We start from the raw sequence: 26,707 nt of genomic DNA on the forward strand, positions 1-26,707 counted from the left end.
CAACGCGAGGCCGCGAACACCATGCGCTTCTCGACCGGGTCCTGCCACGTTGCGATGCGGTCAGCGTCCACGGTGAAGATCTGGCCATTTAGTGGCTCTGATGCGGCCGACATGAGGTAGACCGCCATCGGTGCGATGTCCTCTGGTCCGCCCTTCATGATCATGTTCGACGCTTCGGTCATGCGCGTGTTGGCGACCGGGGCGATGGCGTTGCAGCGGAAAGAGCCGCCCTCCCCGGCCATGGCCACACTCTTCATGAGCGCCACGACGCCTGCCTTCGCAGCGCGGTAGTTGGCGCGCACAGGATCACCTTGCAGGTAGCCGGAGGAGATCGCGACCATCGACACCGGGCGCCCTGCAGTAACAGCCTGCGCTGCGGCAGCTCGGAAGACTGTGAAGTGACCCTTGAGGTGCGTGTCGACCACGAAGGAGAAGTCGTCCTCGGACATCTCCAGGAAAGGCCGGTGGCGCAGCACGCCCGCGCAGCAGACCACGCCATCCAAGCCGCCGAAGGCCTCGACCGCTGACCGCACGATCATCTGCGCGCCGGTCATCGAGGTGACTGATTCACTGACCGCGATCGCGGAGCCGCCCAACTGCTCGATCTCACGCACGACCGCGGAGGCCACCTCGGAAGTCGGCGAGGTTCCATCAAGTCCGACGCCGTAATCCGCGACGACCACGTTGGCGCCCTCCGCTGCCGAGTCCAAAGCGATAGCGCGCCCGATACCGCGACCTGCTCCAGTGATGACGACGGTCTTGCCCTCGAGTACTCCCATGCGGGCGCCTCCTTCCTGTGTCGTGGCGATTGTCCGGGAGAAGGATCAGGCCGTCCACCCCTGCCGCAGAACGGTGCAAGCGTTCCAAGCGACTGAAAATTCGGAATGTCGACTAGTCGATCTAGTCCCTGGCACCACTGAGACCCGTTGGCACACAACGACTCTTCCCCTATACCTATCCCCTGAGATTTGCGGGAATTGCATTCGCCGAAAACTTGCGCCCAATCGTCACGCAGACGCGGGTGCGAGGGTCGGCCCCGTTTCATTCTTCGCTCCTGCTCGGTAGATCACCAACAAGATGATCGCAATCAACGGCTGCAAGATGTCCGATGGAATTGCCCACACATTCGATGGCGCTGTGTTGTCATGAGCTACGTACTCCATGATGTGACCAATCGCGTCGCCGCCGTATTGGATCGTCAGGACGACCACCGCAGCGGTCATCCAGGTCCCGCGGAATCGTTGCCAGGCACAAGCAATGAGCAGCACACAGAGGGCGAAGTCCCCCCAACCAACTTCCCACTGGAACATAGAAGGTGCATAGCCGATCTGCTGAGCAACCTCGCCGGAGATGCCGCTCACATGACTCGTTGCACCAACAAGTCCGAAGACTCCGGTCGTCACCAGCAACCACAACAGCAGCAGTTCGACGACCCGATGCTTCGTACGCCTGTTGGGCACGCGGTCAACGAGAATATGAATGATGGCGCCGATAGCCAGCACGATCCAGGAACTCAGGAAATACGCCATCACGCCTCGCCTCGATTGTCCCGTCGGCAAAGATTAGCGTCGAGTTGGGTCCATGCTGTGACTCGCGACGCGCACTGGCCTACGGCCAGGTCACCAACCACCGCATCCGGATCATTGATGGCGAGCGCAAATCCTTCAGGCACTTTCAAGCTTAGACGTCCTAGCAGCTAGCTCGAGTGATCGAGGTGGCCGTAACTGAATATGTGGAGGCTGACAACGTCGATTTCGCGTCGTGGGTCTCCGAAGAAAGCCGCCAGGCGATTCCTGACTCGAACGAACGGCCGCTCGCGGACACCACCGGCCGCACTCCAGTTTGCATTCGGAACGACCAGGAACAGATGCTGAGAATCTGGCGAGATATGCGCTTTCCATAGGTCCTTGAGGTCATGATTGTTATTGACCGTGCCGCCCCGCTCAACTTCGGCGAGGATTCCGCGATTGTTGGAGATGCGATAGAAGAAGTCTGGACGAGCGCGAGTGACAAATCCGTCCTCCGGCGTTAAGACAATTTCTTCACCAAATCCCAATTTGTTTCGCAACAAGTCCGCCACGATCGACTGAATCGCGCCACTTTGTGCTCCATGGACGTGAGCAACACCAATGCGATCAGCGCTTGCCTCGAGATACTCGGCGAGTTCGTCAGCGAGGCGGTCGACCACCAACATCTCTTCAATCTCGGCGGGAGTCAGATTTGCGCGTGTGAAACGCGCGGACTCGACCCCCATGCTCGCGAGCTTGGCAGCTCAAGGATCCAGAAGCTAGTCAGCGGATGGCATTGATCAGCCATGAGTGAGCCCCAGCCCTGGCAAGCAGGACTGGGGCTCACTTTGTTGTTCGAAGTTGCCTACTGAGCGGCTCGCGGGAAGTTGTAGAGCTTGCGTGCATTCCACTCAGTGATCTTCTGCGCTTCATCGTCAGGCACGTCAGTCATCGTGGCTTCGAGCAGCTTGCGCGTGTGTGGCCAGTTGCTGTCGGAGTGCGGGTAGTCGCTCTCAAACATGATGTTGTCGACGCCGATGAGATCGCGGTTGCGGACACCAGCTTCGTCAACGATGAAGCAGCCGTAGACATGATCCTTGAACAGATCTGAAGGCTTGATCTCGCGGTTGACATCGTTGTACCAACGGTGACGATCCCAGACGTAGTCAATGCGTTCCAACATGTAAGGCATCCATCCGATGCCGCCCTCAGACAAGGCCATTTTCACGCCTGGGAACTTGTGGAAGACCGGAGAGAGCAGCAGTTCCGCGAGCGCGCTGGCCGAGTTCAGGCCGAACAGTGAGATGCCGACAGTGAAGTTGCTGGTGCGGCCTTCATCCGAGACGAGCGGGAAGCCACCACTGCCGAAGTGAAGTGACAGCGGCAGATTTGCCTCTTGGCAGGCAGCCAGAACTGGATCCCAATGCGTGGTGTGCCAGGAAGGCAAGCCAATGCGATCTGGAAGCTCAGGGAAGGTAATGCTCTTGGCACCCTTTGCAGCTGTCCGGTTGATCTCCCTGACCGTGGCCTCAACATCCCAATACGGGACCAGCATCAGTGGGATCTGTCGATCCGGATATGGAGCACACCATTCATCAATGATGAAGTCGTTATAGGCCTGAATCACCAGTTCCGCGAGCTTGAAGTCCTTCGACTGGGCAAGCGCGCTTCCAGCGAAGCCCGCAAAGGTCGGGAAACACAATTGTGCGTGGATGCCCTCAATATCCATGTCCTTGATGCGATCTTCAATCTGGTAGCACCCAAGGAGCATGTCGGAATAGCTGCGAGGCTCCTGACCGAACTCCTTATGAGGCTTGCCCGCGACTGCATTCGTCGCGAAGTTCGATGCCTTCTGGCCTTCATAGATCCACCAGTCAGCACCCTCGATGTTCTCGATGCGAGGAGCTGCATCGGCGTACTTGGCAGGGAGACGATCCAAGAACACCCGCGGGTGTTCGACGACGTGATCATCGACGGAAACGATTTGCGTATCGGCTGGCAGAGCCATGGTGTACCTCCGGGAAATGGTGACTGGCCCAGGTGAATCCTGATGCGCACTAGCCAAGCACAGGGTCGACTTGCTCGGGTCCGAATGCTCGGACTCAGTTGTCCGGCTCCAGCTAGTGACCGGCTTCCTGGACGCGCTCGATCACCACGATGGGGATGACGCGATGGTCTGCCGCGCGCACCTGGTAGCGCGGCAAGCCCGTCACCACCTCGGCCATCAGTTGGAAGAGGCGGTCTCGCTCTGCGCCAGGTTCAACAGTTCTGGCGATTGCCGAGTACTTATCCCCGCGGTACTCCACTGTGATGTGCGGCTCTGCATTCAGGTTCTCGTACCACTGCGGGTTCTTCGGGAGCCCTCCCATGGACCCGACCACGACCAAGTGATCACCGTCGGGCTGCACGGCGATGGGCGTGGTCCGCGGCTGGCCCGAGACGCGACCAGTGGTGGTGAGCACCACGACTGGCATGCCGCCGTCCTCGTAGATGCCCTCGTCTCGATAGCGCTTTACGACCTCGCGATTGTGCTCGCGCATATCGACACGTGCGGGCTGTTCAGCCATGAGTCTCCCTCTCGAGCAAGCGAACCAACGGTGGAGTCAAACACAGATGCGATTCTGTATGCCGCCTGCCATGCTCCGTTGATCCTAGAATCCTGCTATGACGACCAATCCTGATCGTTCGCATTACTTTCCGGCGATCGAGAAGAAGTACGGGCAGCCGATGTCGTACTGGTTTGAGCAGATGGACCAGATAACGGATCGCAAGTACCCGGAGCAGATTGCCTTCCTCAAGGAGAATCACGGTTTCAGCCAGGCTCACGCGAACGCCCTGGTGATGTTTTCGCGAGGTTCAAGGACCACACGTCGCTTCGACAGCTTGGATCAGTACCTCGAGCCCTTCGACGAAACCAAGCAGAAGACGGTGCGCGCGATCTTCAAGGCGATTCAGTCGAAGTACCCGAAGACTGAACTGGTCATCGCCTGGAACCAGCCGATGTTGAAACTCGATGGCCAGTACATCTTCGGCGTGACGGTGCTGACCAACTACATCTTGATGGCTCCGTGGAGCAAGGACGTGCTCGAAGAATTCTCACCGCGATTGACCGACTTTAAGGTCAACAAGAAGACCATTCAGGTGCCGGTCGATTGGAAGCCCGACACCAAGTTGCTGCGGGATATGGCCGCAGCACGCATCGCCGAGTCTGCCCCCTGAGTTCCGAAATCCCCGCCAACCGCCTCAGCCGCAGAATCCAAGTCCGCACACCTGCGTTGAGATCACGACGTCTGTCAAAGTCACCAAGCCGAGGACAATAACTGAAGCGTGCGCGAGCCACGACCATGATCCAGTCAGTGGCAGGCCACGATCCGAGTTCGGTTGCCCTGCGAATTGGCGCTCGAACATCAGCATCAAACCGATGAGCACAGAAGCTGCAACGAAGGCGATGAACCCCCACGACGCAAGATGCAGACCCATGAAGGGGGTAGATCCCCACGAGCTGATCGGTGGGTACGAGGAAACGACGTCGAAGAACGAAATGACGATGCCAAGAACTGCGCTGAAGAGCATCAACCCGTAGTGACTGACGCGAATTCCCCACCGCACGTTCAGCAGCGCCCCCAAGGCAATGCCGGTAAAGCAGAAGCGAATCATCATGCAAAAGGAACAGGGTTCTTGATCCTGGCTGAACTCGAAGAACATCGCGCCGCCAATAACGGCGGCTGCCGCAAGCGCGCCGAGTGCATTGAGCCGTTGCATCACATTCATCACAATCCCAATCCAGGATTGCCCCATTGCAGATGAAGGAAGATTGCCGCGATGCCAAGCATTCCGATGAAAGTCAGCACCAGAACCAATCTTCGGCTACGTCCCCTCCACGCCGCGAGGATCGCAAGGAATGCGAGCAGGAACATCCAGATCACGCCGACCTCCGATTCATGGCAGGACAATCGCATTGGCGACTTGGTAGTCGCTGGGCCAGTCGACTCCCTGCGCCACCAGTCCGAAGGTATGGCTCTTGCCGTCGCAGGTGAACGGAAGCGAAAGCGCACCCTGGGCGTCATAACCGTCGCCTAGCTCCGTTCCGTCGCGAGTCCACGTCACGCCGGTCACCGTTCCCTTGATCTTCCAAGCGACATCGATCCAGGTCTGCGTGCCGTCATCACGCACGCACTTGGCAGACGCCGGAACGGTGAGCGACGTAATCGCCGTGCTGTTGCCACGGTCGTTCGTCGACTGCGGAATGCCCGGAACTGATTGGCCTGCTGAAGGCGTGCTCGTGATGGCTGTTGGCAGCGGAGGAGCAGCACATGCCACGAGCGCAGTCAGCCCGAATATCAACGGCAGCGCCAAGGACGCAGTTCTCTGGCCCCGCCTTTTCAGGGCGAAAGTGTTCACACAGGGAAGCCTGTCAGGGGATTTACGGATTGTCTTGCTCAATGAGCCGATGTTGCGACCCAAGCGCGACACAACTCTATGGCTTTCCACATAAATCCGGCTTAACCTCAAAATCGAAGGTGAGGTGAGCACGATGACTCTGCACCACGATCAAGAAGCAAATGCAAGTTTGGAAGAACACAATCCTCTGGCGGATCTGGGCACTCCCGCTGAAATGCGTTCGGTGAATCAGATTCCTCCTGAAGACGAGGCATTGCGAGCACAGGGGACCCCAACCGCCCCCTATGAGTTCGCGCGGCAACGACGCCATGGATTCAAGGGATTGCGTGACTCAGTGGCCTACTACCCGCAGTGGGCGATGCTGAGTGTCTTCGGTACGGCGGAACTGAGTAGGGAAGTTGATCCGATCGAGCAACTCAAACGTCGATACGGACGAGCGGAGCGCGCTGTCTGAGTCGGGTTCTTGACGCGCTTGATCACACGACGCCGTACAGGCGATCTCCAGCATCCCCGAGGCCCGGCACAATGTAGCCATGCTCGTTCAAATGATCATCGAGTCCGGCCGTGACGATCATGACTTCAACATCTCGATCGGAGAATGTCTGTTCAACATGCTTCAGCCCCTCCGGAGCCGCAAGTAGACAGATGGCCGTGACATCGCGCGCGCCACGAGCAAGCAGCAGATCAATCGCAGCGACCAAGGTGCCGCCAGTTGCGAGCATCGGATCGAGCACGAAAACCTGGCGGTTGTGCAGATCGGGTGGAAGTCGATCTGCGTAAGTCGTGGCCTCAAGAGTGACCTCGTCGCGAACCATGCCAAGGAATCCCACTTCAGCAGTCGGCATGAGTTTCATCATTCCGCTGAGCATTCCAAGACCGGCTCGCAGAATCGGCACGACAACCGGACGAGGATCAGCGAGTTCGACACCCTCCATAGTCGCGACCGGGGTGACGATCTGCACGGCTTGCACCAACAATGAGCGGGTGGCCTCGTAAGTCAGCAAGGTCACGAGTTCCTCTGCAAGAAGCCGAAAGGTCACCGAAGAAGTGTCTTGATCGCGCAGTTTGGTGAGTTTGTGAGCGACAAGTGGGTGATCAATGATCATGGTCCGCATGGAGACGAGGGTAGTGCTGAAATTCCTTTGAGTCAGATCGCAATTGGATCCGCCAAGATCCACGGATGGTTCTTGCAATCGCACCACTCTCGACGGAAATCACCTTGAGGAGAGTCCATGACATTCCCCGACATCAATTTCCTGTCCGTCATTCTTTCCACAGTTACCGCTTTCATTGTTGGCTTCATTTGGTTTGGCCTAAGACCTTCTTCCCAATCTGGTGGCGCGGGCTTGGGCGCTGGCTGCCGACCATGACGTCACTTCGGCTTCTGGTGCATTGATCGGCCTGTGCATCGGAGCGATGATCTATGCAGCAGTGCATGCCGACGAGTAGAGCCGCGCATCGATTTGCGCGTCGTCAGGAATCTGCGATGGCCTCTTTGGATTCCATGTGCCGCACACAGTCATGCGATCGGCAACCACCCATGCACCATCGACCCGTTGCGCAACTTCGTAGTCCTGCAAGTCGTGGCCTTGTCCGTCGCCAACGACAATCCGTGCAACCGCCCAATCACCAGCACACTCAACACTCGAAACTGATTGAAGATCCAAGCCAGCCGACTGCGTTGCCGAAGTCGCGGCGTAGAAGTCGTGAACGGCAGTGGTGATAGCTGGCTGATCGCACGGATCCAATGCGCTTGTTGCACTGCTCGAGGAAGTGATGGTCGGTTGCTCATTGGAGGCGCAAGCGCTCAACACGGAGGCGAAGGCGAAAGTGCAGACAGCAAGCGCAAGGGTGCTTTGCTTCATTCGCATGCTCAAGCTCCTTCACATCGGCAGGTTCAGCATGCCCGAGAAATGAGTCAGGGACGGTCAATGACCGTCCCTGACTCAACACGCACGTACTTACTGCGTTGGCAATTGCCCCATCATCCCGCCCGATGACTGACCGGGCTGACCTGGGAATTGCGGCATGGGTCCCTGCTGACCTTGTGGGTAACTCTGTGAACCGTCCAGCTGTCCTTGCTGTCCTTGCTGTCCTTGCTGTCCTTGCTGTCCTTGCTGTCCTTGCTGGTTCATGTTGAACCCAGGGCGGTGTCCCATGCTTGGCCCAAACTGGTTGCCTTGATTGCTTTGTCCGCTCTGGCCACCCAGGTTGTGTTGAAGCTGTGCCAGACGTGCCGGACGGATGCCACCAAGGTGATTTGAATTCGAGCCGACTGCGTAGCCGACGATGCCGGCAGCTGCGATGAGGAACACGACAAGTGCTCCCGCACCAGCGGCCAGGAGGACCTTCATGGTCGAGTGACGTGATGGCTGTTCTACAACAACCGGTGCCGGAGTGACGGCGACAGCCGGTGCGACCGCTGCCACGGGCGCTGGCTGGACCGGCGGCAGCTCAGTGGTTGCGTTTGTTATGGATTCTTCGTTGTCGGGCATGACCGCTCCTTCTCTGGCTCGCATCATGCGAGTAGTTCCACGGATCTTGCCAAGCTTGTGTCAAGGAGCAGTGGGATAAATGTTTGGGTTCGGTGAATGTGGTACTGCTTGCTCCTAGGCTGCGCTGCATGTCAGCACATCCTGAATCCCAAGGCTCGACCACGCATCGGTGGCTTTTCGGGGCAAATGCCCTGCTGGCATGGCTCGGCCTGGCCATCGCACTGCTGTTGACGATTCTGGGCACATACCCGAACACCAACACCATTCCCACGCTCTATGGCTTCAACGAAGTAGGCAGCGCTGGATTGGTTGGCAGAGTGCTCGACTTCTTCAGTTACTTCACAATTCTGAGCAACATCGTGGTCGCCGTTGTTGCGACTCTGCTTTGGCGCAATCCCAATCGCAAGTCAGGTCTGTTTCGTGTGCTGCGTCTGGATTCATTGATCATGATCACGGTGACTGGCCTTGTCTACGCGATCATCTTGGCGCCGAAAGCGCAACTTCAGGGCTGGGAGTACGTGTCCAACACTCTGGAGCACTACATCACGCCAGTACTGACAGTGCTGGTGTTCATCCTCATTGGTCCGCGAGGCTTGATTCGTGTGCGAACGATTTTTCTCGCGCTGATTCTGCCTTTGCTATGGGTGGCGTATTCACTCTTACGGGGAGCCGTGATTGATTCATACCCCTATGGATTCCTGGATGCTGCCCGATATGGATATGGCACGGTGATGATCAACCTCATCGGCATTGTCGGCATCGGAACGCTGTTTGGCTTTATCTTCCTCGGCATCGAAAAGCTGATAGGAAAGCGCGCAAGCCACTAGTCGCGTGGCCCACGAGTACATGCACACAAGAACTAACGTAAGCGTGTGAGCCGTCGCAGAAAGACGTCCAAGGCGCCGAAGATGACCGGCTTCACTAATCTGCGTCACTACGAAAAGCGCCATCTGCGTGGCGACCTCATTGGTGGCATCACCGTCCTGGCCTATCTCGTCCCACAAGTGATGGCCTACTCCGCACTTGCCGGAATCCCCCCGCAGGTTGGCCTGTGGGTGATTGTGCTGGCCCTTGTCGTCTATTTCTTCGTTGGAACCTCGCGATTGGTGAGTGCCGGACCCGAATCGACGACTGCACTGCTCACGGCGGCGACACTGGCGCCATTCGCCGTTGGTGACCCAGGTCGATACGCGTCATTAGCAGCGCTCCTGGCCATCTTGTGCGGGCTCTTTGCCTTGGCCGCCTGGGCGCTAAGGCTCGGCTTCATTGGGGACGCGCTCTCCAAGCCTGTGCTCGTGGGGTACATGGCAGGCGTCGCGGTCATCATGATCATGAGTCAACTGGGCAAGATCACCGGAGTCGATGTCAGCGGTGACTCGGTCATCACCGACCTCGTGTCCTTCGTTCAGCGCGCAGGGGTCGATACGATTTCGTGGCCAAGCCTGGCCATGGGTGTCACGGTCGCAGGACTGCTGATCGTGCTGAGCAATCACTTTCCGCGATTCCCAATTGCACTGTTCATCGTCGCTGGAGCAGCAATTGTCACCTCAGTCTTCGACCTTGAATCCCATGGCGTTCAAACTGTTGGCGTCATTTCTCAAGGCATTCCTTCGCTGACTTTCAGTGGAGTCACAAGCAGCGACATCAGCATGCTCCTGCTGCCTGCCTTCGGGGTGTTCATTGTTGGATACACCGACAATCTGCTGACTGCGCGCATGTTTGGCGATCGGCATCATCACCACATCGATGCCAATCAGGAACTCCTCGCCCTCAGCGCGGTCAATCTCGTGTCCGGCGTCGCTCACGGCTTTCCGGTGAGTTCGAGTGCCAGCCGCGCAAGTCTCGGTGAGTCAGCCGGCGCACGCACTCAGTTGTATTCGCTTGTCGCAGCCTTCGGGGCGCTGATCGTGCTGCTCGGGCTTGGCGGTCTGCTCGCGAGTTTCCCATTGCCTGCGTTGGGCGGTCTGGTCACCTACGCAGCGCTCAAACTCGTGGACCTTCATGAGTTTCGTCGGCTTTTCAGATTCCGACATCGCGAGTTCTACTTGGCTATTGCGGCAACTGCGTCAGTGCTCGTCTTCGACATTCTCTGGGGAGTGCTCTTTGCCATTGGCTTGTCGGTATTCGAATTGCTGACTCGAGTAGCTCGACCGCACGCTGCCGTTCTCGGCCAGATCTCCGGCATGGCCGGATGGCATGACATCACTGACTACCCCGATGCCCAGCAGATCCCAGGCCTCTTGGTGTTTCGCTACGACTCGCCGTTGTTCTTTGCCAATGCTGACGACTTCGCGACCAAATGCGAGGCGGCAGTCGACACGACGACACCAAAACCGCGGTGGCTTCTGCTGAACATGGAGGCCAATGTCGAGGTCGACATCACGGGGCTCGACGCGCTCGAGCGGGTCCGTGATCACTGCTCCCGAGCAGACATCCAACTCTGCCTGGTGCGTGTGACCAAGGAAATCGAGTCGGAGTTGATGTTGCATGGGGTCGGCGGCCGTATTGGTCGGGAGCACATGTTCCCGACCCTGCCAACGGCAGTTGCCGCCTTTGAACAGGAATAAGGGCGCTTAGGCGCCGTTCACTGCGAGGGGCCCCTGGACTTCCAGAAGCGACTGGACCTCGGTGGCCCGGTAGCGGCGATGTCCGCCAAGTGTCCGGATGCTGGTCAACTTGCCAGCCTTCGCCCAACGGGTCACCGTCTTGGGATCGACCCTGAAGAGGGCTGCGACCTCTGATGGGGTGAGCAGTTGCTCGATATCCGCTCCGCGACCAGTCACGAGAACCTCCTGTCGGCCCGGCCCAATGCCTGACGTGGGACGTACTGTGACATTCACCACGGACTGGGGCAAGCATTTTGGGCGGATATATTCGGAAAATATTCATCACGTGACACTTTCCGAGCCATTCGTGAGGGAATGGTCCACAAATCCGAACCCATTGCATCTGGTCATTACCAAGAACAGGTACGCTACTCACCGCAGCATGGGCGCAGCCCGCTGCACTTTTTCCGTCCAATGAGCCGGGGCGCAGATCCCGGATGAGGGGGTCGAGCCATGGGGCGCGGCCGAGCTAAGGCTAAGCAAACGAAGGTTGCCCGTGCCCTGAAGTATGGGGGACCGCAGACCGATTTTGACCGTCTCCAGGCTGAACTGGCCGGCGGCGAGGTGACTGCTGCCTACGTAGCCGAGATCACCGTGGAAGAAGTCGAAGAGGACGAAGAGGACGATCCCTACGCCAAGTACTACGAGGAAGATGAAGAAGAGGACGAGGAGCGCTAGTCAGCGCTAGTCAGCGCTGATAGTCCCCCCGAAGCAGTACTGCACCGCCCTTGCCGCCTTTTGCCTCGGCATCACCGTGTTCGCCGTCTCGGCGCTCTCGCACTTCACCGCAGATCCACGCTGTGATGCCACGTGATCTCAGCAATGCAATCGCAGAGTCAGCCTCATCGGCTCCCAGAATCGCGACCATTCCGACGCCCATATTGAAAGTTTTTTCGCCTTCGAGGCGAGCAACATTGCCGGTTCGGAGAATGAGATCAAAGATGGGCAGCGGCTGCCAACTGGCTCGTCGGATGTCCGCCGCAAGATCTGCAGGGAGCACGCGAGCAATGTTCGCCGCAAGGCCACCGCCCGTGACGTGACTGAACGCATGCACCTGCACACCCTTCATCAACGCAAGACAATCCAATGCGTAGACGGCAGTCGGCTCGAGCATCTCTTCACCAACAGTGCGACCAAGTTCAGCGATATGCGCATTCAAGCCGGGGCCTGAGTCGCCCAACAGCACAAAGCGAGCAAGTGAATAACCGTTGGAATGCAAGCCGGAAGCGCCAAGTGCGATGACGACATCGCCTGGTACAACGCGATGCGGGCCAAGGAGTTCGTCCGCTTCGACAACCCCAGTTCCGGCGCCCGCGACATCGTATTCATCAGGCGCCATCAACCCTGGATGTTCCGCGGTCTCGCCACCGAGCAGCGCGCATCCGGCCAACTGGCAACCGCGCGCAATGCCGGAAACAACTGCCGCAATGCGCTCTGGTTGCACTGAACCAGTGGCGATGTAGTCAGTCATGAACAATGGTTCTGCTCCACAGACCACGAGATCGTCGACAACCATCGCCACAAGATCGATACCGATCGTGTCGTGAATATCCATCGCTCGTGCAACTGCGATTTTTGTGCCCACTCCGTCAGTCGAGGTTGCCAGAAGTGGCTTTCGGAATCTTGTGAGTGCGCTCGCATCAAACAGACCGGCGAAGCCGCCAAACTCACCAACAGTTTCAGGGCGTTGGGCAGCTGTGACAGCAGCACGCATCAAGGCGACTGCGAGCTCACCAGCTTCAACATCCACTCCGGCGGCCGCATAGGAAGCACCGGTCATACGGGTTCAGCCTCGAATGTCACTGCAAGAGAACCCTGCGCCTCGGCAGCTTTGACCACACGCCGCTCGATGCCATCCATCACCTGCTTGCTGACGACCTCAGGATCGGGGATCTGCACCGGATAGACGCCATCAAAGCAAGCTCGGCACAGTCGATCTGCGGGGATTGTCGTGGCCTCAGTGAGCGCTTCCAGCGAGACGTAGCCCAAAGAATCAGCGCCGATCGAATTGCAGATCTCGCTCACCGTCAATCCGGTCGCAATGAGTTCGGCACGAGTGGCGAAGTCGATTCCGTAGAAGCAAGGCCACTTCACGGGTGGGCTGGAGATGCGCACATGAATCTCCAGAGCTCCGGCTTCGCGAAGCATCCGCACAAGTGCTCGCTGTGTGTTGCCGCGCACGATCGAATCGTCGACGACGATCAATCGCTTGCCGGCAATGACATCGCGCAGCGGATTGAGTTTCAGACGGATGCCCAACTGGCGAATGGTCTGCGAGGGCTGAATGAAAGTGCGACCGACGTAGGCGTTCTTGACCAATCCCTCGGCAAAGGGAATGCCAGACTCCTGGGCGTAGCCGATGGCCGCATAGCGCCCTGATTCTGGAACCGGAATGACCAGATCGGCTTCCACCGGAAACTCATTTGCAAGCCGGCGGCCGATCTCAACTCGAGCAGCCTGTACGCCTCGCCCTGCGATGGTCGTATCAGGGCGAGCGAGATAGACATATTCGAAGAGACAACCCTTCGGATCGGCCTCCGCAAAGCGCTGCGAGCGCAGACCTTGCCCATCAATGGTGATCAACTCACCAGGCTCAACCTCGCGCACGAATGCGGCTCCAACGATGTCGAGCGCAGCCGTCTCACTGGCGAGCACCCAGCCATTCTCGAGCCGGCCAAGTACCAGCGGTCGAATGCCTTGCGGATCACGGGCCCCATACAAAGCGTCGTCATCCATGAATACCAAGGAGAAAGCGCCACGCACATTGGGCAACTCCAAGCGAGCAGCTTCTTCGATGCTGAGATCCGGATGGGCGGCGATCAAGCCAGTGAGCACATCGGTGTCACTGGTGATATTGATCTGACTGTCGAATTGCAGCTCACCTGAGTCCTTCGAGAGCTCGCGCAGTCGGACGCGCAGAGCAGGAGTATTCGTGATATTTCCGTTGTGCCCCAAGGCGATGTGGCCGGTGGCTGTCGATCGGAAGGTCGGCTGCGCGTTCTCCCAGATGCTCGCACCTGTGGTCGAGTAGCGCGTGTGGCCAATTGCGACGTGACCGCGCAAAGACTCCAGACTGGCTTCGTTGAAGACCTGCGAGACCAAGCCCATGTCCTTGTAGACCACAATGTTTCCGCCATCGCTGACAGCGATTCCGGCTGATTCCTGGCCACGATGTTGCAGGGCGTAGAGCCCGAAGTAGGTCAGTTTGGCTACTTCTTCACCGGGAGCCCAGACCCCGAAGACGCCACAAGCGTCTTGAGGGCCTTTCTCACCTGGAAGCAGGTCGTGGGATAGAAGCCCGTCACCTCGCACGGTCGTAGGTTACGCGACTTCTAGCGGAAACCATTGCGACAGGTCGGAGCGTTCGCCACTGGCGTGGACTCTTCCCTCTTTGCTGGCCTGATCCCAGGTGATGCGTCCCACACAGAGCAGCAACCACGTGGTCGCGTCGGTCTCAACGACCGCTGGAGGAGTGCCTCGACGGTGCCGAGCCCCTGGAATGGCCTGAACCGCGGCGAAGGGCGGGATCCTGATCTCGACGCTATGTCCGGGTGCGACTTCGACCAAGGCCGCCAGCGAGTCCTTCACAGCCTGCTTGAGCACTGTGCGTTCAGCGGGCTCACCAGCATCAATCGCAAGGAGAGCCGAAGTGATGGCAGGCGTCATCAGCCGAAGAGCGCCGGAATCGTGCGCGTGTGCGCCTCGCGCAGCTCATCGAGGCCGAAAGTGAACTGCCCGGTGAATTCAAGTGAATCCCCTGCAGTCACCAAGCCGATCTCGGTCACCGGCAGTCGCAGGTGCGAGCAGTAGTCGACGAATGCTCCCGCCAGCAGACTGCTCGCGGCAACGACCGCGCGCGCAGCAGACTCACTGAACAGGAACACAAAGGGATCAGCGTCGTCGGGGATCCGAATCCGTGCACCCAGCCCCGAATGCAGTGCCATCTCGACGAGTACCTGGGCAATGCCGCCGTCGGACACATCATGCGCAGCAACAATCAACTGATCACTCGAAGCCGTGACCAGCACTTCACCAAGCAGGCGCTCGAGCTCGAGATCAACCTTGGGCGGCAGTCCACCGAGATGACCGTGCACATGGTTGGCCCACTCACTGCCAGCCAATTCATCGAAGGTGTCGCCCAACAAGAAGATGCGCTCTCCCGCATTGGCCCATGCAATGGGAGTGCGCAATTCGACGTTGTCGATCACCCCAAGCACACCAACAACTGGGGTTGGGAGGATGGCCGTATCGCCAGTTTGGTTGTAGAAGGAGACATTGCCGCCAGTCACCGGGATGCCCAACTGCAGGCAGCCATCGGCCAGGCCGCGTGTGGCTTCAGCAAACTGCCACATCACTGCAGGATCCTCGGGCGAACCAAAGTTCAGACAGTTCGTCACGGCCAGTGGCACAGCTCCTGATGCCACGACATTGCGGTAAGACTCGGCAAGGGCCAACTGAGTTCCGGTGTACGGATCAAGTTTGGCGAATCGGCCATTGCAGTCAGTCGAGATCGCAACACCCAGGCCCGACTCTTCATCGATGCGGATCATGCCGACGTCTTCAGGCTGGGCAAGCACGGTGTTGCCGAGCACGTAGCGGTCGTACTGCGCGGTGATCCACTCTTTGGAAGACAGATTCGGCGACGCGACCATCGTCAGCAATGTCTCGCGCAACGCTTCAGGAGTCATCGGGCGTTCTAAACGCTCAGGACCATCAGCCTGCAATGCGTCTTGCCAGTCAGGGCGGGCGTACGGACGGTCGTAGATCGGACCTTCATGCGCAACTGTGCGCGGCGGAACGTCGACGATTTGCTCGCCGTGCCAATCAACTGTCAGGCGACCGGAGTCGGTGACCTCGCCGATGACGACGGCTTCGATCTCCCATTTGTGGATGAGCGCCATGAAGGAGTCAAGGTTGTCTGGCGCGACAACAGCGCACATCCGCTCCTGAGACTCACTCATCAAGATCTCTTCTGGCGTCAATGTTGCATCGCGAAGCAGCACGCGATCAAGCCACACGTGCATGCCGCCATCGCCATTTGACGCAAGCTCGCTGGTGGCACAGGAAATTCCAGCGCCGCCGAGATCCTGAATGCCTTCAACCAGTCCGGCGTGCAGCACCTCGAGAGTGGCTTCGATGAGCAATTTCTCCATAAATGGATCGCCGACCTGAACGCTTGGGCGCTTGGTTGATCCGCCCTCGCTGAAGGTCTCCGACGCAAGAACGGAGACGCCACCAATGCCATCGCCACCTGTGCGGGCTCCATAGAGCACGACTAGGTTGCCGACGCCCTTGGCGCTGGCAAGGTGGATGTCCTCGTGACGCATCGCGCCGACACACAGCGCATTGACTAGTGGGTTTCCCAGGTAGCTGGAGTCAAAGACAACTTCGCCGCCAATATTCGGCAGACCCAAGCAGTTGCCATATCCGCCGATGCCGGAGACGACGCCAGGCAATACGCGACGAGTGTCAGCCGCATCAGCTGGGCCAAAGCGCAGCGGGTCCATCACCGCGAGCGGGCGGGCACCCATCGAGATGATGTCGCGGACAATTCCGCCAACACCTGTGGCTGCGCCCTGATAAGGCTCGACATACGAAGGGTGATTGTGGCTTTCGACCTTGAAGGTCACCGCCCAGCCATCACCGATATCAACAACACCCGCGTTCTCGCCGATGCCTACAAGCAGTTTGTCGGTCTTCGGCTGCTTCTCACCAAACTGGCGCAAGTGCACTTTGCTCGACTTGTACGAGCAGTGCTCGCTCCACATGACGGAATACATTGCGAGTTCACTGCTTGTTGGACGGCGCCCGAGGATGTCGCGAATCCGTTGGTATTCATCAGCTTTTAGGCCAAGCTCCGCGAACGGTTGCTGGCGATCTGGTGATTGTTCAGCCTGCGCGACGGTGTCGATGCTCACGCGTTCACCATCGAGGTGAGAACACTCGTGAAGAAACCCAGGCCGTCAAGGGTGGGACCAGTCAGCAGGTCTACGGCGTGCTCCGGGTGCGGCATCAGGCCGACGACATTGCCGCGCGCATTGCGAATTCCAGCGATATCGCGGCGACTGCCATTGGGATTGGCACCCAGATAACGGGCAACAACTCGGCCTTCTGCTTCGAGTTCGTCAAGAGTGCGCTCATCGGCAACGAAGCAACCTTCGCCATTCTTCAGCGGCACCACAATCTCTTGTCCATTGGCATAGCTGCTCGTCCAGGCCGAACTGTTGTCGTCAATGCGCAGCGCTTGATCTCGACAGATGAAGTGCAGGTGATCATTGCGAGTCAGAGCGCCGGGCAGCAGGTGCGACTCACACAGGACCTGAAAGCCATTGCAGATGCCCAGAACCGGAAGTCCGCCATTGGCCGCATCGACCAACTTCGACATCACGGGCGCGAAGCGGGCAATGGCCCCGCAGCGAAGGTAGTCGCCATAAGAGAAGCCGCCTGGAAGCACGACAGCATCAACATTCTTGAGGTCGGCATCGCCGTGCCACAGGGATATTGGCTCGCCGCGAGCAATACGGATGGCTCGGGAGGCGTCGGCATCATCAAGTGAGCCAGGAAAGGTCACAACTCCAATGCGCATTCCTACTGCGCCTCATCCACGACAAGCACGAAATCCTCAATCACCGGATTGCAGAGCAGTTCACCGGCAATGGCGTGGAGTTGTTCACGCAGTTCGGGGGTGACCTCACCGTCAAACTCAATGACGAATTGCTTGCCCTGCCGAACACCAGCCACTCCGGGCACGCCAAGGCGGCCTAAAGCCCCCTGCACGGCACGACCTTGGGGGTCCAGAATTTCGGGCTTGAGCATGACGTCTACGACGACGCGGGCCACGGGCACTCCTGAGGCTTGGGGATGGGCGAAGTCTATCGGCTGCGCTGAGATGTCCACGCCGACCAGGCGGAGGCAACCATTGCCTCCAGATCACGTTGGGCTCGCCAGCCGAGCACGTCGAGAATGCGCCCAGTTGCCGCCGTTGAAGCGGGAGGATCCCCGGCTCTTCTGGACGAAACCTGTGCCTGAACATCGCTGCCGATCACTGCTGAGATGGTGTCCATCACCTCACGAACGGAGGAACCCTCACCGCGGCCGACATTGAATGCGTCTGCCGCAGAGCGGGATTCGCAATGGGCGGCGGCGGCGGCGTGCGCGCTCGCAAGATCAGCAACGTGAATGTAATCGCGAACGCAGGTGCCATCTGGGGTCGGATAGTCATCACCAAAGATCTGCGGCCGCTCCCCCTTGTCCAGTGCTGCGAACACCATCGGGATGAGGTTGTTGATGCTGTCGTCGCCGAGTGCATCGCAGCCAGCGCCAGCCACATTGAAGTAGCGCAGGGCCACCCACGATAGTCCGGTTGCGATGCCCTGAGCAGCCGCAAGCCACTCGCCGACCACCTTGGTCTGCCCATATGGCGACTCTGGCTTGAGGGTGGCTGTCTCTGGAATTGGATTGTGCTCTGGAGTTCCGTACACAGCAGCGGAGGAGGAATAGACCAAGCGCGTGACATCTTCGGCCTTCATGGCCTCAAGTAGCGCAATCAGGCCATCAACGTTCTCGCGGTAGTAGTGCAATGGAAGCTCCACCGACTCCCCTACTGCCTTCTTGGCAGCAAGATGGATCACGCCATCGATCGAGTGCTGCTTGAGGGCTCGCGAGACGGCCTCGCGATCGGCGACATTTGCGTGGACAAACGCAACGCCTTCGGGAATGCGGTGCGCGTGACCTGAAGAGAGGTCATCAAGGACAACAACTTGGCGACCACTGTCCAGCAGTTCACGGATGACGTGCGAGCCGATATATCCAGCACCGCCGGTTATCAGCCAGGTGGTCATGCGAAGCGCTTTCCGGTCAGCCGTTCATACGCTTCAACATATTTGGCACGCGTTTGTTCGATGACTTCGTCTGGCAATGCTGGTGGTGGCTCACCACTGGACTTATCCCAGCCCGACTCAGGCGAGGTCAACCAATCGCGCACGAATTGCTTGTCGAATGACGGTTGCGCTCCGCCGGGTGCCCAGGTCTCGCGCAGCCAGAAGCGCGATGAATCTGGGGTCAGGACCTCGTCAGCCAGCATGATGCGACCCGAGAACCGACCGGTCTTGGCAATGCCGAACTCAAGCTTGGTATCGGCCAAGATCAGATCTCGTTCATCGGCAATCTCCGACGCTCGCTCGTAGATAGCCATGGTCAGACGCTTGAGTTCTTGCGCTTCCTCTTGGCCAATCATGACGATGACCTCATCGAAGTTGATGTTCTCATCGTGATCGCCGATGGCGGCTTTCGTAGCTGGTGTGAAGATCGGCTTCGGCAGCAGCGAACCGTCCTTCAGGCCCGGGGGCAGCCCTACATTGCAGATCGAACCCTTGGCTTGATACTCGATAAGACCCGAACCGGTGAGATATCCGCGTGCAACACATTCAACGGGCAGCATGTCGAGATCAGCACAGACCATCGCGCGGCCCTTGACCTCATCAGGAACCTTGCCGGGGGTGACGTGGTTGGGGACGATGTCCTCCAACTGACGAAACCACCACAGGGAAAGTGCTGTGAGGATGCGTCCTTTATCGGGGATCAACGATGGCACGATCTGGTCGTAGACAGAGATGCGATCACTCGCGACGAACAGCAGTCGACCCTCAGCGGTGCGATACAGATCGCGCACCTTGCCTGAATAGACGTGCTCATACTCGGCGGGCAATCCGTAGTCGGGTACAGCGGTCACAGAATGTCTCCAGGTGAATAGCCAGCGGCTGCAGGGTGCTCAGCGGTGATCGCTGCCACTCGATGGACAATCGATTGGACCTGTGCCGCGGCCGCTCCGGTGAAGGACAGTGGTTCTGCGATCAGGGCCTGCAACTCGTGGAGCGAGAGCTCAAGGCGCGGATCCGCGGCGAGGCGTTCAAGCAGATCATTTTCAGCAGCTGCTTCCTCGCGCATTGCCAAGGCCACGCTGACGGCATGCTCCTTGATTGCTTCGTGCGCAATCTCGCGACCAACGCCTTTGCGTACTGCAGCCATCAGCACTTTTGTCGTCGAGAGGAACGGCAGATAGCGATCGAGTTCTCTGTCTATGACGGATGGGAAGGCTCCGAAATCGTCGAGCACTGTGAGGAAGGTTTCGAAGAGCCCGTCTATGGCAAAGCTCGCATCAGGCAGTGCAACGCGGCGCACGACTGAACAGGCGACATCGCCTTCATTCCATTGATTGCCTGCCAGATCTGCAGTCATCGTCAGATAGCCGCGAAGAATCACGGTGAGCCCATTGACTCGTTCGCATGATCGCGAGTTCATCTTGTGGGGCATCGCTGAAGAGCCGACTTGGCCCGGACGGAAGCCTTCAGTGACCAGATCCAGGCCTGCCATGAGACGAATAGTTGTTGCAAGGCTTGAAGGTCCTGCGGCCACCTCGAGGTAGGCCGAGATGACATCGAAATCCAAAGTTCGCGGATAGACCTGACCAACGCTGTCGAGCAGTTGAGCGAATCCGAGATGCTGCGCGATTCGGCTTTCGAGCGCGGCGAGCTTTGCGGCATCGCCATCAAGCAGATCGAGCATGTCCTGTGCCGTGCCAACAGGACCCTTGATACCACGCAGCGGGTACCGGCCAATGAGGTTCTCGATGCGGGCGTATGCGATCAGCAGTTCATCGGCGGCTGAGGCGAATCTCTTGCCCAGAGTCGTGGTCTGAGCAGGCACATTGTGCGAGCGCCCGGTGATTGCAGTGTCGGAATATTCCAGGGCAAGGCTTGAGAGCCGCTGCAGCGCAGCTACTGTCTTATCACGCACGAGCAGCAGCGACTTCAGTACCTGCAACTGCTCAACATTCTCGGTGAGGTCGCGCGAGGTCATCCCCAGGTGAATGAGTTCATGACCGGCGAGATCGTTGAACTCCTCGATTCGCGCTTTCACATCGTGCTTGGTGACCCGCTCACGAGCAGCAATGGAATCGAGGTCGACCTTGTCGACAACAGCCTCATATTGCTCAATGGCATCGCTAGCAACTGCGAGTCCGAGTCCTGATTGGGCGCGCATGACCGCGATCCACAATTGGCGTTCCATGACGATCTTGGCCTCGGGCGACCAGATCGAGCACATGGCCTCAGATGCGTACCGACCAGCAAGGACATTGGGAAAAGTGGCCGTCACTGGCCCATTCTTTCATGCTCCACTGGCGAGCTCCGCGATGTCACGCCGGTGGTGGGAGCCGGCGAGGCTGATGAGGTCGACTCCGGCATAGGCCCGTTCGCGAGCTTGGGCAAGCGAATCGCCCACTGCAGTCACCGAGAGCACTCGTCCGCCGGCCGAAAACACCTGCCCTTCGTCATTCCGGCTGGTGCCGGCATGCAGAATCTGCACTCCTTCAACCTCAGCTGCGGCAGCCAGACCTTGGATCACATCGCCAGTGCGGGGGCTCTCTGGGTAGCCGGACGAGGCGATCACAACGGTCACGGCCGCGCCCTCATGCCATTCCAAGGGGGGAAATTCGGCCAAAGTGCCTTGAGCCGAGGCCAGGAGCAATTGGCCCAGTGGCGACTTCAAACGAGCCAGGACAACCTGGGTTTCGGGATCGCCAAAGCGCGCGTTGAACTCGACAACGCGAATACCTCGCGACGTCAAGGCAAGTCCGGCATACAAGAGCCCACTGAACGGCGTGCCGCGGTTGCGCATTGCGGCGATCATCGGCTCGAGAACTGAAATTGTGATCTCTTCCACCAGATTCACCGGCGCCCAGGGCAATGGCGAATAGGCGCCCATGCCGCCGGTATTGGGGCCGGCATCGGCGTCGAAGGCACGCTTGAAATCCTGCGCTGGTTGGAGGGGAATAATGACGGATCCATCTGTGATGCCGAAGAGCGATACCTCAGGCCCATCGAGGTACTCCTCAATCAGCACACTCGGAGCATTGTTTTCGAAGCAGGCGCGAGCGTGACGGAGCGCCTCTTGGCGATCAGAAGTGACGACAACACCCTTGCCGGCCGCTAGTCCATCGTCTTTGACAACAAAGGGAGCACCGAACTCGTCGAGCGCTGCGGCCACTGCTTCGATGTCTGTGCACACGCGCGCTTGTGCCGTGTCCACCCCGGCCTCGGCCATCACCTGCTTGGCAAATGCCTTGCTTCCCTCAAGTTGAGCAGCCGCAGCTGAAGGCCCAAAGCAGGCAATGCCCTGCGCGCGAACTGCATCTGCAACACCGGCGACCAGGGGAACCTCGGGTCCAATGACGACAAGATCGGCCGAAATTTCGGCTGCGAGTGCTGCGACAGCCTGAGGTTCAGCTGCCTCCACGTGAAATACATCGATCTCGCTGGCGATGCCGGCATTTCCGGGGGCGCATGCGACATACGTGACGGATGAATCGGTCAATAAAGCCGCAACCAAAGCGTGTTCGCGTGCACCAGAACCGACAACGAGAACACGCATGGCGTGACCCTATCTAGCGCACAGTGCCATCAAGAGATCTAAGAACCGACGTAGTGCCGATCGACCACACTGAACACGGCATCGAGCCGCTTGAGGGCTTCCCGCGTTTCCTCCACCGAAATCGTGCAGGGCGGCACCACGTGAAGTCGGTTGTAGTTGGTGAACGGGAGCAGCCCATTGGCCTTGCACGCTGCAAGGAGATCGGCCATCGCCGGCGAGGATCCGCCGTAGGGCGCCAGCGGTTCGCGGCTGGCTCTGTCCGAGACCAGCTCAAGGGCCCAAAAGACACCAAGGCCGCGCACTTCACCAATCACTGGGTGCTTGTCTTGCAATGCGCGAAGTCCCGGACCAAGCACGTCTGTTCCGATCATCCGGGCGTTCTCGACTATGCCCTCGTCCTGCATCGCGCTGAGCGCAGCAACAATCGAAGCGGCGGCGAGCGGGTGGCCTGAGTAGGTCAGACCACCAGGAAACACCAGCTCGTCGAAAGTGTGAGCGATTTCGTCAGCGATGATCACTCCACCTACAGGTACGTAGCCAGAGTTCACGCCCTTTGCGAAAGTGATCAGATCTGGTTCGATGCCGAAATTCTCGAATGCAAACCAGGACCCCGTACGGCCGAATCCACACATCACTTCATCTGCGATCAGCACGATGCCGAAGCGACCGCACAAGGCACGAACTCCGCTCAGATAACCTTCAGGAGGTACGAGGATTCCGGCCGTGCCGACAACTGACTCCAACAGGATCGCTGCAATGCTCGCAGGGCCCTCGAACAAAATGACTTGCTCAAGATGCGCCAAGGCACGGTCGCATTCTTCTGCTTCGGTGCTTGCCCAGAAACTCGATCGATACAGATAGGGCCCAAAGAAGTGCACGTGACCGTCGGCAAATTCGTTCGGCCAACGACGTGGATCTCCAGTTGCAACAATGGCTGCCCCTGTATTGCCGTGGTAAGAGCGATAGAAGGTCAGCACCTTGCGGCGACCAGTGTGCAGTCGCGCCATGCGAATCGCATTTTCGACCGCATCAGCGCCGCCGTTGGTGAAGAACACCTTGTTCATCTGCTGTGGCGCAAGCGTCGCAATGAGCGCCGCCGCCTCGCTGCGCTGAACATTCGCGTGATTGGGATTGATCGTCGTCAGCACGGCAGCTTGATCCTGAATTGCCTTCACTACCTTGGGGTGCTGATGACCGATATTCACATTGACGAGTTGAGAAGAGATATCGAGATATCTATTGCCCTCGTAGTCCCAAACCCAGCAGCCTTCAGCCCCCTCAACCGCCAGTGGATTCAGCGCGCCTTGTGCACTCCAGGAGTGAAAGACGTGTGCTCGGTCTAGGTCCGCAACCCGTTTGCCCTCTTCAGGATTCACAAGCGCCATCATGCCTTGCTCCCATGCGACGCGCACCGATCAGCCGAACTGAGAACTAACCAATCAAGTCGTGGATCGAAATCGTCGCATCACGATCTTGGCCAACGCCGATCGCACTGATGCGGGTACCGGAGATGTCTTCGAGGAACTGCACATAGGAGCGAGCATTGGCCGGCAGATCCTCGACCGTTTTGGCCTTGGAGATGTCCTCACTCCAACCAGGCAGAGATTCATAGATTGGTATGGCATGGTGAAAACCGGTCTGCGTCATTGGCAGCTCGTCCATCCGGGTGCCATCGACGTCGTAGGCCACGCACACCGGAATCCGGCTGAAGCCGGTGAGGACATCGAGCTTGGTGAGAAAAGTGTCGGTCAGGCCATTGACGCGAGTAGCGAATTTTGCGATCGGGGCGTCGAACCAACCGCAACGACGATCACGGCCGGTCGTCGTGCCGACCTCACCGCCCACCTTGCGCAGGCGCTCACCATCAGCGTCAAGGAGCTCAGTTGGGAAAGGCCCAGAGCCAACACGAGTGGTGTAGGCCTTGAGGATGCCGATGACATTCGTGATGCGCATCGGTCCGATGCCGCTTCCGGTGCACGCGCCACCTGCAGTGGGATTGCTGGAAGTAACAAAGGGATAGGTGCCGTGGTCTACATCGAGCAGAGTGCCTTGACCACCTTCGAGCAACACCACCTTGTTCTCATCGAGGGCTTTGTTCAGCAGCAGCGAGGTGTCAGCCACATAAGGCCGAAGCGGCTCGGCGAACTCGAGTAACGATTCGACAATCGCGTCGACGTCGAGGGCGCGACGGTTATAGACCTTGACCAACACCTGATTCTTGCCATCGAGTGCGCTTTCGACCTTCTGACGAAGAATCGAGGGATCGAAGAGATCCTGCACGCGAATGCCAATGCGCGAGATCTTGTCCGCGTAGGTAGGCCCGATGCCGCGGCCAGTGGTGCCGATCTTGGAGTTGCCAAGGAAGCGTTCAGACACCTTGTCGAGAGTCACGTGATACGGCGTGATCAGGTGCGCATTGGCGCTGATGAGCAACTTTGAAGTATCCACACCTCGCTCATTGAGTCCGCGCATCTCCTCGAAGAGGACGGCGGGGTCGATGACGACGCCATTGCCGATGACGGGGACGACCTCAGGAGTCAGGATGCCGCTGGGCAGCAAGTGCAACGCAAACTTCTGATCGCCAATGACAACGGTGTGGCCAGCGTTATTTCCGCCCTGGTAGCGCACGACGTAATCGACGCGCCCTCCGAGGAGGTCGGTCGCCTTGCCTTTACCCTCGTCTCCCCATTGGGAGCCGAGCAGAATGATCGCGGGCACGGGCCGAAACGCTACCTGAGTCAGGGGAATTCCCCTATTCGGTTTGAGTGCTTGACTAGCCGCATGAGTCGAGAGCGAGGAGTCCTGTTGCTCGGGTACGGGCTGAGATCAGCTGCGCGGAATGCTCGGATCGCAATCAGCAAGGAAAGCCTCGATGCGTTCTGCTTCCTCGGTCTCGTTGATTGCCTGAGCAGCGCGGCCGAGAGCGATCAAGCAGCGAAGGAATCCGCGATTGGGCTCATGGCTCCACGGCACAGGTCCATGGCCCTTCCAACCATTGCGTCGCAGCGCGTCGAGGCCACGGTGATAGCCGACGCGCGCAAATGCATAGGACTCAAGCACTCGGCCTTCGGCCCAGGCCTGATCGCTGACCACAGCCCAGGCAAGGGAACTCGACGGATACTGCTGGGCAACCAGACCCGGATCCTCACCAGCGGCGAGGGAGCCGAGCGGATCTGTGTCTTCGGGCAACAGAGTCGGAGCGGGTCCGCCGAGCAGATTTTCCATCACTATTTGATTCCCTTACTACTTGATCGCCGTCCCCGTCGAACGTAGATCCTCGCAGCCTTGCAGGACACGCGCTGCCATGTTCGCCTCGGCAAGCTTTCCGTAGGTGCGCGGGTCGTACTGCTTCTTATTGCCGACCTCGCCATCAACTTTGAGCACTCCGTCGTAGTTCTTCAGTATGTGATCAGCGATCGGCCGGGTGAATGCATACTGCGTGTCTGTATCGATGTTCATCTTCACGACGCCGTAGTCAAGAGCTTCGCGGATCTCGCTGAGCAATGATCCTGAGCCCCCATGAAAGACGAGATCAAAGGGCTTTGTGACTGCGTACTTGGCGCCGACTGCCGTCTGGATTTCCTCCAGCACCTTCGGGGTCAACACGACATTGCCCGGCTTGTACACGCCGTGCACGTTGCCAAAGGTCGCGGCAACCATGTAGCGACCGCGTTCACCAAGCCCGAGTGCCTCGGCGGTGGCGAGGCCATCTTCAGCACTGGAAAAGAGCTTGGCATCGTGGCTGGCCTCGATGCCATCTTCTTCGCCGCCAACCACGCCAATTTCAATCTCAAGAATGATGTTCGCCTTGTGACAGGCATCCAGCATCCGTTGCGAGATCTCCATGTTCTCTTCAAGTGCAACCGCCGAGCCGTCCCACATATGGGATTGAAAAAGCGGCTCCAGCCCCTGTGCCACCCGCTCGTGGGAGATGACAATGAGCGGCTCCATGAAGCCCTCAAGTTTGTCCTTCGGACAGTGATCGGTGTGCAAGGCGATATTCACGCCGTAACTGCGCCCAATTGAATGGGCGAACTCCGCGAGGGCCTGAGCGCCAGCCACCATGTTCTTGACGGCCTGACCAGAGGCGAACTCAGCGCCGCCCCATGAAACCTGAATGATGCCGTCGCTCTCTGCCTCAGCAAAGCCGCGCATCGCAGCAACAATGGTCTGCGACGAAGTGCAATTAATGGCTGGATAGGCGAACTTTCCGGCCTTCGCACGATCGAGCATTTCTGCGTAGACCTCTGGGGACGCAATCGGCATC

At 58.7% G+C, this 26,707-nt stretch carries 32 protein-coding genes; 6 read left to right on the forward strand and 26 right to left on the reverse strand.

Annotated elements, in window-relative coordinates:
• The 5 genes from Q7L55_02350 to Q7L55_02370 form a co-directional block, all read right to left on the reverse strand.
• A partial coding sequence (locus Q7L55_02350; protein ID MDO8731400.1) for an SDR family oxidoreductase occupies positions 1 to 779 on the reverse strand: 779 nt, incomplete at its 3' end.
• A gap of 228 nt (positions 780 to 1,007) precedes the next feature.
• Entirely contained in the window at positions 1,008 to 1,529 is a 522-nt protein-coding gene (locus Q7L55_02355; GenBank protein ID MDO8731401.1) for a hypothetical protein, read from the reverse strand.
• A gap of 167 nt (positions 1,530 to 1,696) precedes the next feature.
• Positions 1,697 to 2,254 (reverse strand): hypothetical protein, encoded by a 558-nt coding sequence (locus tag Q7L55_02360; GenBank protein ID MDO8731402.1) that lies wholly within the window; start codon positions 2,252 to 2,254, stop codon positions 1,697 to 1,699.
• Positions 2,255 to 2,373: 119 nt separating this feature from the next.
• Positions 2,374 to 3,516 (reverse strand): amidohydrolase family protein, encoded by a 1,143-nt coding sequence (locus Q7L55_02365; GenBank protein MDO8731403.1) that lies wholly within the window; start codon positions 3,514 to 3,516, stop codon positions 2,374 to 2,376.
• A 112-nt stretch (positions 3,517 to 3,628) separates the two neighbouring features.
• Positions 3,629 to 4,075 (reverse strand): nitroreductase/quinone reductase family protein, encoded by a 447-nt coding sequence (locus Q7L55_02370; protein MDO8731404.1) that lies wholly within the window; start codon positions 4,073 to 4,075, stop codon positions 3,629 to 3,631.
• A 97-nt stretch (positions 4,076 to 4,172) separates the two neighbouring features.
• Here Q7L55_02370 and Q7L55_02375 point away from each other — a divergent pair, with 97 nt between their 5' ends.
• Positions 4,173 to 4,727, forward strand: coding sequence for a DUF4287 domain-containing protein (locus Q7L55_02375; GenBank protein MDO8731405.1), 555 nt, complete (start codon positions 4,173 to 4,175; stop codon positions 4,725 to 4,727).
• Positions 4,728 to 4,751: 24 nt separating this feature from the next.
• Here Q7L55_02375 and Q7L55_02380 read toward each other — a convergent pair whose 3' ends face one another.
• From Q7L55_02380 to Q7L55_02390, 3 genes are read right to left on the reverse strand one after another with little or no spacing between them, the layout of a single operon-like run.
• Positions 4,752 to 5,279 (reverse strand): disulfide bond formation protein B, encoded by a 528-nt coding sequence (locus Q7L55_02380; protein ID MDO8731406.1) that lies wholly within the window; start codon positions 5,277 to 5,279, stop codon positions 4,752 to 4,754.
• Positions 5,279 to 5,434, reverse strand: coding sequence for a hypothetical protein (locus Q7L55_02385; GenBank protein ID MDO8731407.1), 156 nt, complete (start codon positions 5,432 to 5,434; stop codon positions 5,279 to 5,281). Before Q7L55_02385 ends, Q7L55_02380 begins: the two co-directional genes overlap by 1 nt.
• Positions 5,435 to 5,447: 13 nt before the next feature.
• On the reverse strand, positions 5,448 to 5,909 hold the full coding sequence (locus Q7L55_02390) for a hypothetical protein (GenBank protein ID MDO8731408.1): 462 nt from the start codon (positions 5,907 to 5,909) through the stop codon (positions 5,448 to 5,450).
• 133 nt (positions 5,910 to 6,042) lie between these two features.
• On the opposite strand from Q7L55_02390, the gene Q7L55_02395 reads away from it, so the two are divergent.
• Positions 6,043 to 6,363 carry a hypothetical protein gene (locus Q7L55_02395; GenBank protein MDO8731409.1) on the forward strand — a complete coding sequence of 107 codons (321 nt, stop codon included), beginning with the start codon at positions 6,043 to 6,045 and terminating at the stop codon, positions 6,361 to 6,363.
• A gap of 22 nt (positions 6,364 to 6,385) precedes the next feature.
• Here the strand turns inward: Q7L55_02395 and upp are convergent, their stop codons facing one another.
• Positions 6,386 to 7,024: a uracil phosphoribosyltransferase gene (upp, locus tag Q7L55_02400; protein ID MDO8731410.1), complete on the reverse strand. Its 639-nt coding sequence runs from the start codon at positions 7,022 to 7,024 to the stop codon at positions 6,386 to 6,388.
• Positions 7,025 to 7,141: 117 nt separating this feature from the next.
• Between upp and Q7L55_02405 the strand changes: the two genes are divergently transcribed.
• The gene (locus tag Q7L55_02405; protein MDO8731411.1) at positions 7,142 to 7,279 is read left to right on the forward strand and encodes a hypothetical protein; all 138 of its coding nucleotides are present in this window, start codon (positions 7,142 to 7,144) and stop codon (positions 7,277 to 7,279) included.
• A 51-nt stretch (positions 7,280 to 7,330) separates the two neighbouring features.
• On the opposite strand, the gene Q7L55_02410 is transcribed toward Q7L55_02405, so the two are convergent.
• Together Q7L55_02410 and Q7L55_02415 are read right to left on the reverse strand one after the other, a co-directional pair.
• Positions 7,331 to 7,780: a hypothetical protein gene (locus tag Q7L55_02410; protein MDO8731412.1), complete on the reverse strand. Its 450-nt coding sequence runs from the start codon at positions 7,778 to 7,780 to the stop codon at positions 7,331 to 7,333.
• A 90-nt stretch (positions 7,781 to 7,870) separates the two neighbouring features.
• Positions 7,871 to 8,404, reverse strand: a complete 534-nt coding sequence (locus tag Q7L55_02415) for a hypothetical protein (protein MDO8731413.1) — start codon at positions 8,402 to 8,404, stop codon at positions 7,871 to 7,873.
• Positions 8,405 to 8,532: 128 nt separating this feature from the next.
• Here Q7L55_02415 and Q7L55_02420 point away from each other — a divergent pair, with 128 nt between their 5' ends.
• Together Q7L55_02420 and Q7L55_02425 are read left to right on the forward strand one after the other, a co-directional pair.
• On the forward strand, positions 8,533 to 9,231 hold the full coding sequence (locus Q7L55_02420; GenBank protein ID MDO8731414.1) for a Pr6Pr family membrane protein: 699 nt from the start codon (positions 8,533 to 8,535) through the stop codon (positions 9,229 to 9,231).
• Between the two features lie 45 nt (positions 9,232 to 9,276).
• Positions 9,277 to 10,971 carry a SulP family inorganic anion transporter gene (locus tag Q7L55_02425; GenBank protein MDO8731415.1) on the forward strand — a complete coding sequence of 565 codons (1,695 nt, stop codon included), beginning with the start codon at positions 9,277 to 9,279 and terminating at the stop codon, positions 10,969 to 10,971.
• Between the two features lie 6 nt (positions 10,972 to 10,977).
• On the opposite strand, the gene Q7L55_02430 is transcribed toward Q7L55_02425, so the two are convergent.
• Positions 10,978 to 11,187 carry a BldC family transcriptional regulator gene (locus Q7L55_02430; protein MDO8731416.1) on the reverse strand — a complete coding sequence of 70 codons (210 nt, stop codon included), beginning with the start codon at positions 11,185 to 11,187 and terminating at the stop codon, positions 10,978 to 10,980.
• Positions 11,188 to 11,463: 276 nt separating this feature from the next.
• Here Q7L55_02430 and Q7L55_02435 point away from each other — a divergent pair, with 276 nt between their 5' ends.
• A complete protein-coding gene (locus tag Q7L55_02435) occupies positions 11,464 to 11,688 on the forward strand; it encodes a DUF3073 domain-containing protein (GenBank protein MDO8731417.1) in 225 nt (74 codons plus the stop codon).
• 10 nt (positions 11,689 to 11,698) lie between these two features.
• On the opposite strand, the gene purM is transcribed toward Q7L55_02435, so the two are convergent.
• From purM to fbaA, 14 genes are all read right to left on the reverse strand, one after another.
• Positions 11,699 to 12,790: a phosphoribosylformylglycinamidine cyclo-ligase gene (gene purM, locus Q7L55_02440; protein ID MDO8731418.1), complete on the reverse strand. Its 1,092-nt coding sequence runs from the start codon at positions 12,788 to 12,790 to the stop codon at positions 11,699 to 11,701.
• Positions 12,787 to 14,322, reverse strand: a complete 1,536-nt coding sequence (gene purF / locus Q7L55_02445; protein ID MDO8731419.1) for an amidophosphoribosyltransferase — start codon at positions 14,320 to 14,322, stop codon at positions 12,787 to 12,789. The genes purM and purF overlap by 4 nt, the downstream gene beginning before the upstream one ends.
• 9 nt (positions 14,323 to 14,331) lie before the next feature.
• A complete protein-coding gene (locus tag Q7L55_02450; protein MDO8731420.1) occupies positions 14,332 to 14,676 on the reverse strand; it encodes a sterol carrier family protein in 345 nt (114 codons plus the stop codon).
• Complete coding sequence (gene purL / locus Q7L55_02455; protein MDO8731421.1) at positions 14,676 to 16,928, reverse strand: phosphoribosylformylglycinamidine synthase subunit PurL; 2,253 nt, start codon at positions 16,926 to 16,928, stop codon at positions 14,676 to 14,678. Before purL ends, Q7L55_02450 begins: the two co-directional genes overlap by 1 nt.
• On the reverse strand, positions 16,925 to 17,596 hold the full coding sequence (gene purQ / locus Q7L55_02460; GenBank protein MDO8731422.1) for a phosphoribosylformylglycinamidine synthase subunit PurQ: 672 nt from the start codon (positions 17,594 to 17,596) through the stop codon (positions 16,925 to 16,927). Before purQ ends, purL begins: the two co-directional genes overlap by 4 nt.
• Before the next feature lie 2 nt (positions 17,597 to 17,598).
• Complete coding sequence (purS, locus tag Q7L55_02465; GenBank protein ID MDO8731423.1) at positions 17,599 to 17,850, reverse strand: phosphoribosylformylglycinamidine synthase subunit PurS; 252 nt, start codon at positions 17,848 to 17,850, stop codon at positions 17,599 to 17,601.
• Between the two features lie 32 nt (positions 17,851 to 17,882).
• The gene (gene galE, locus Q7L55_02470) at positions 17,883 to 18,851 is read right to left on the reverse strand and encodes a UDP-glucose 4-epimerase GalE (GenBank protein MDO8731424.1); all 969 of its coding nucleotides are present in this window, start codon (positions 18,849 to 18,851) and stop codon (positions 17,883 to 17,885) included.
• Positions 18,848 to 19,741 (reverse strand): phosphoribosylaminoimidazolesuccinocarboxamide synthase, encoded by an 894-nt coding sequence (locus Q7L55_02475; protein MDO8731425.1) that lies wholly within the window; start codon positions 19,739 to 19,741, stop codon positions 18,848 to 18,850. Before Q7L55_02475 ends, galE begins: the two co-directional genes overlap by 4 nt.
• The gene (gene purB / locus Q7L55_02480; protein MDO8731426.1) at positions 19,738 to 21,165 is read right to left on the reverse strand and encodes an adenylosuccinate lyase; all 1,428 of its coding nucleotides are present in this window, start codon (positions 21,163 to 21,165) and stop codon (positions 19,738 to 19,740) included. The genes Q7L55_02475 and purB overlap by 4 nt, the downstream gene beginning before the upstream one ends.
• Before the next feature lie 12 nt (positions 21,166 to 21,177).
• A complete protein-coding gene (purD, locus tag Q7L55_02485) occupies positions 21,178 to 22,440 on the reverse strand; it encodes a phosphoribosylamine--glycine ligase (GenBank protein ID MDO8731427.1) in 1,263 nt (420 codons plus the stop codon).
• A 38-nt stretch (positions 22,441 to 22,478) separates the two neighbouring features.
• Complete coding sequence (locus Q7L55_02490; protein ID MDO8731428.1) at positions 22,479 to 23,828, reverse strand: aspartate aminotransferase family protein; 1,350 nt, start codon at positions 23,826 to 23,828, stop codon at positions 22,479 to 22,481.
• Between the two features lie 43 nt (positions 23,829 to 23,871).
• Positions 23,872 to 25,158, reverse strand: a complete 1,287-nt coding sequence (locus Q7L55_02495; GenBank protein ID MDO8731429.1) for an adenylosuccinate synthase — start codon at positions 25,156 to 25,158, stop codon at positions 23,872 to 23,874.
• A gap of 108 nt (positions 25,159 to 25,266) precedes the next feature.
• A complete protein-coding gene (locus tag Q7L55_02500) occupies positions 25,267 to 25,665 on the reverse strand; it encodes a DUF3151 domain-containing protein (GenBank protein MDO8731430.1) in 399 nt (132 codons plus the stop codon).
• Between the two features lie 18 nt (positions 25,666 to 25,683).
• On the reverse strand, positions 25,684 to 26,706 hold the full coding sequence (gene fbaA, locus Q7L55_02505) for a class II fructose-bisphosphate aldolase (GenBank protein MDO8731431.1): 1,023 nt from the start codon (positions 26,704 to 26,706) through the stop codon (positions 25,684 to 25,686).
• Between the last annotated feature and the right edge of the window lies 1 nt (position 26,707).

This window comes from Actinomycetota bacterium (genome assembly GCA_030650795.1).
Taxonomy (GTDB): Bacteria; Actinomycetota; Actinomycetes; order S36-B12; family S36-B12; genus UBA11398.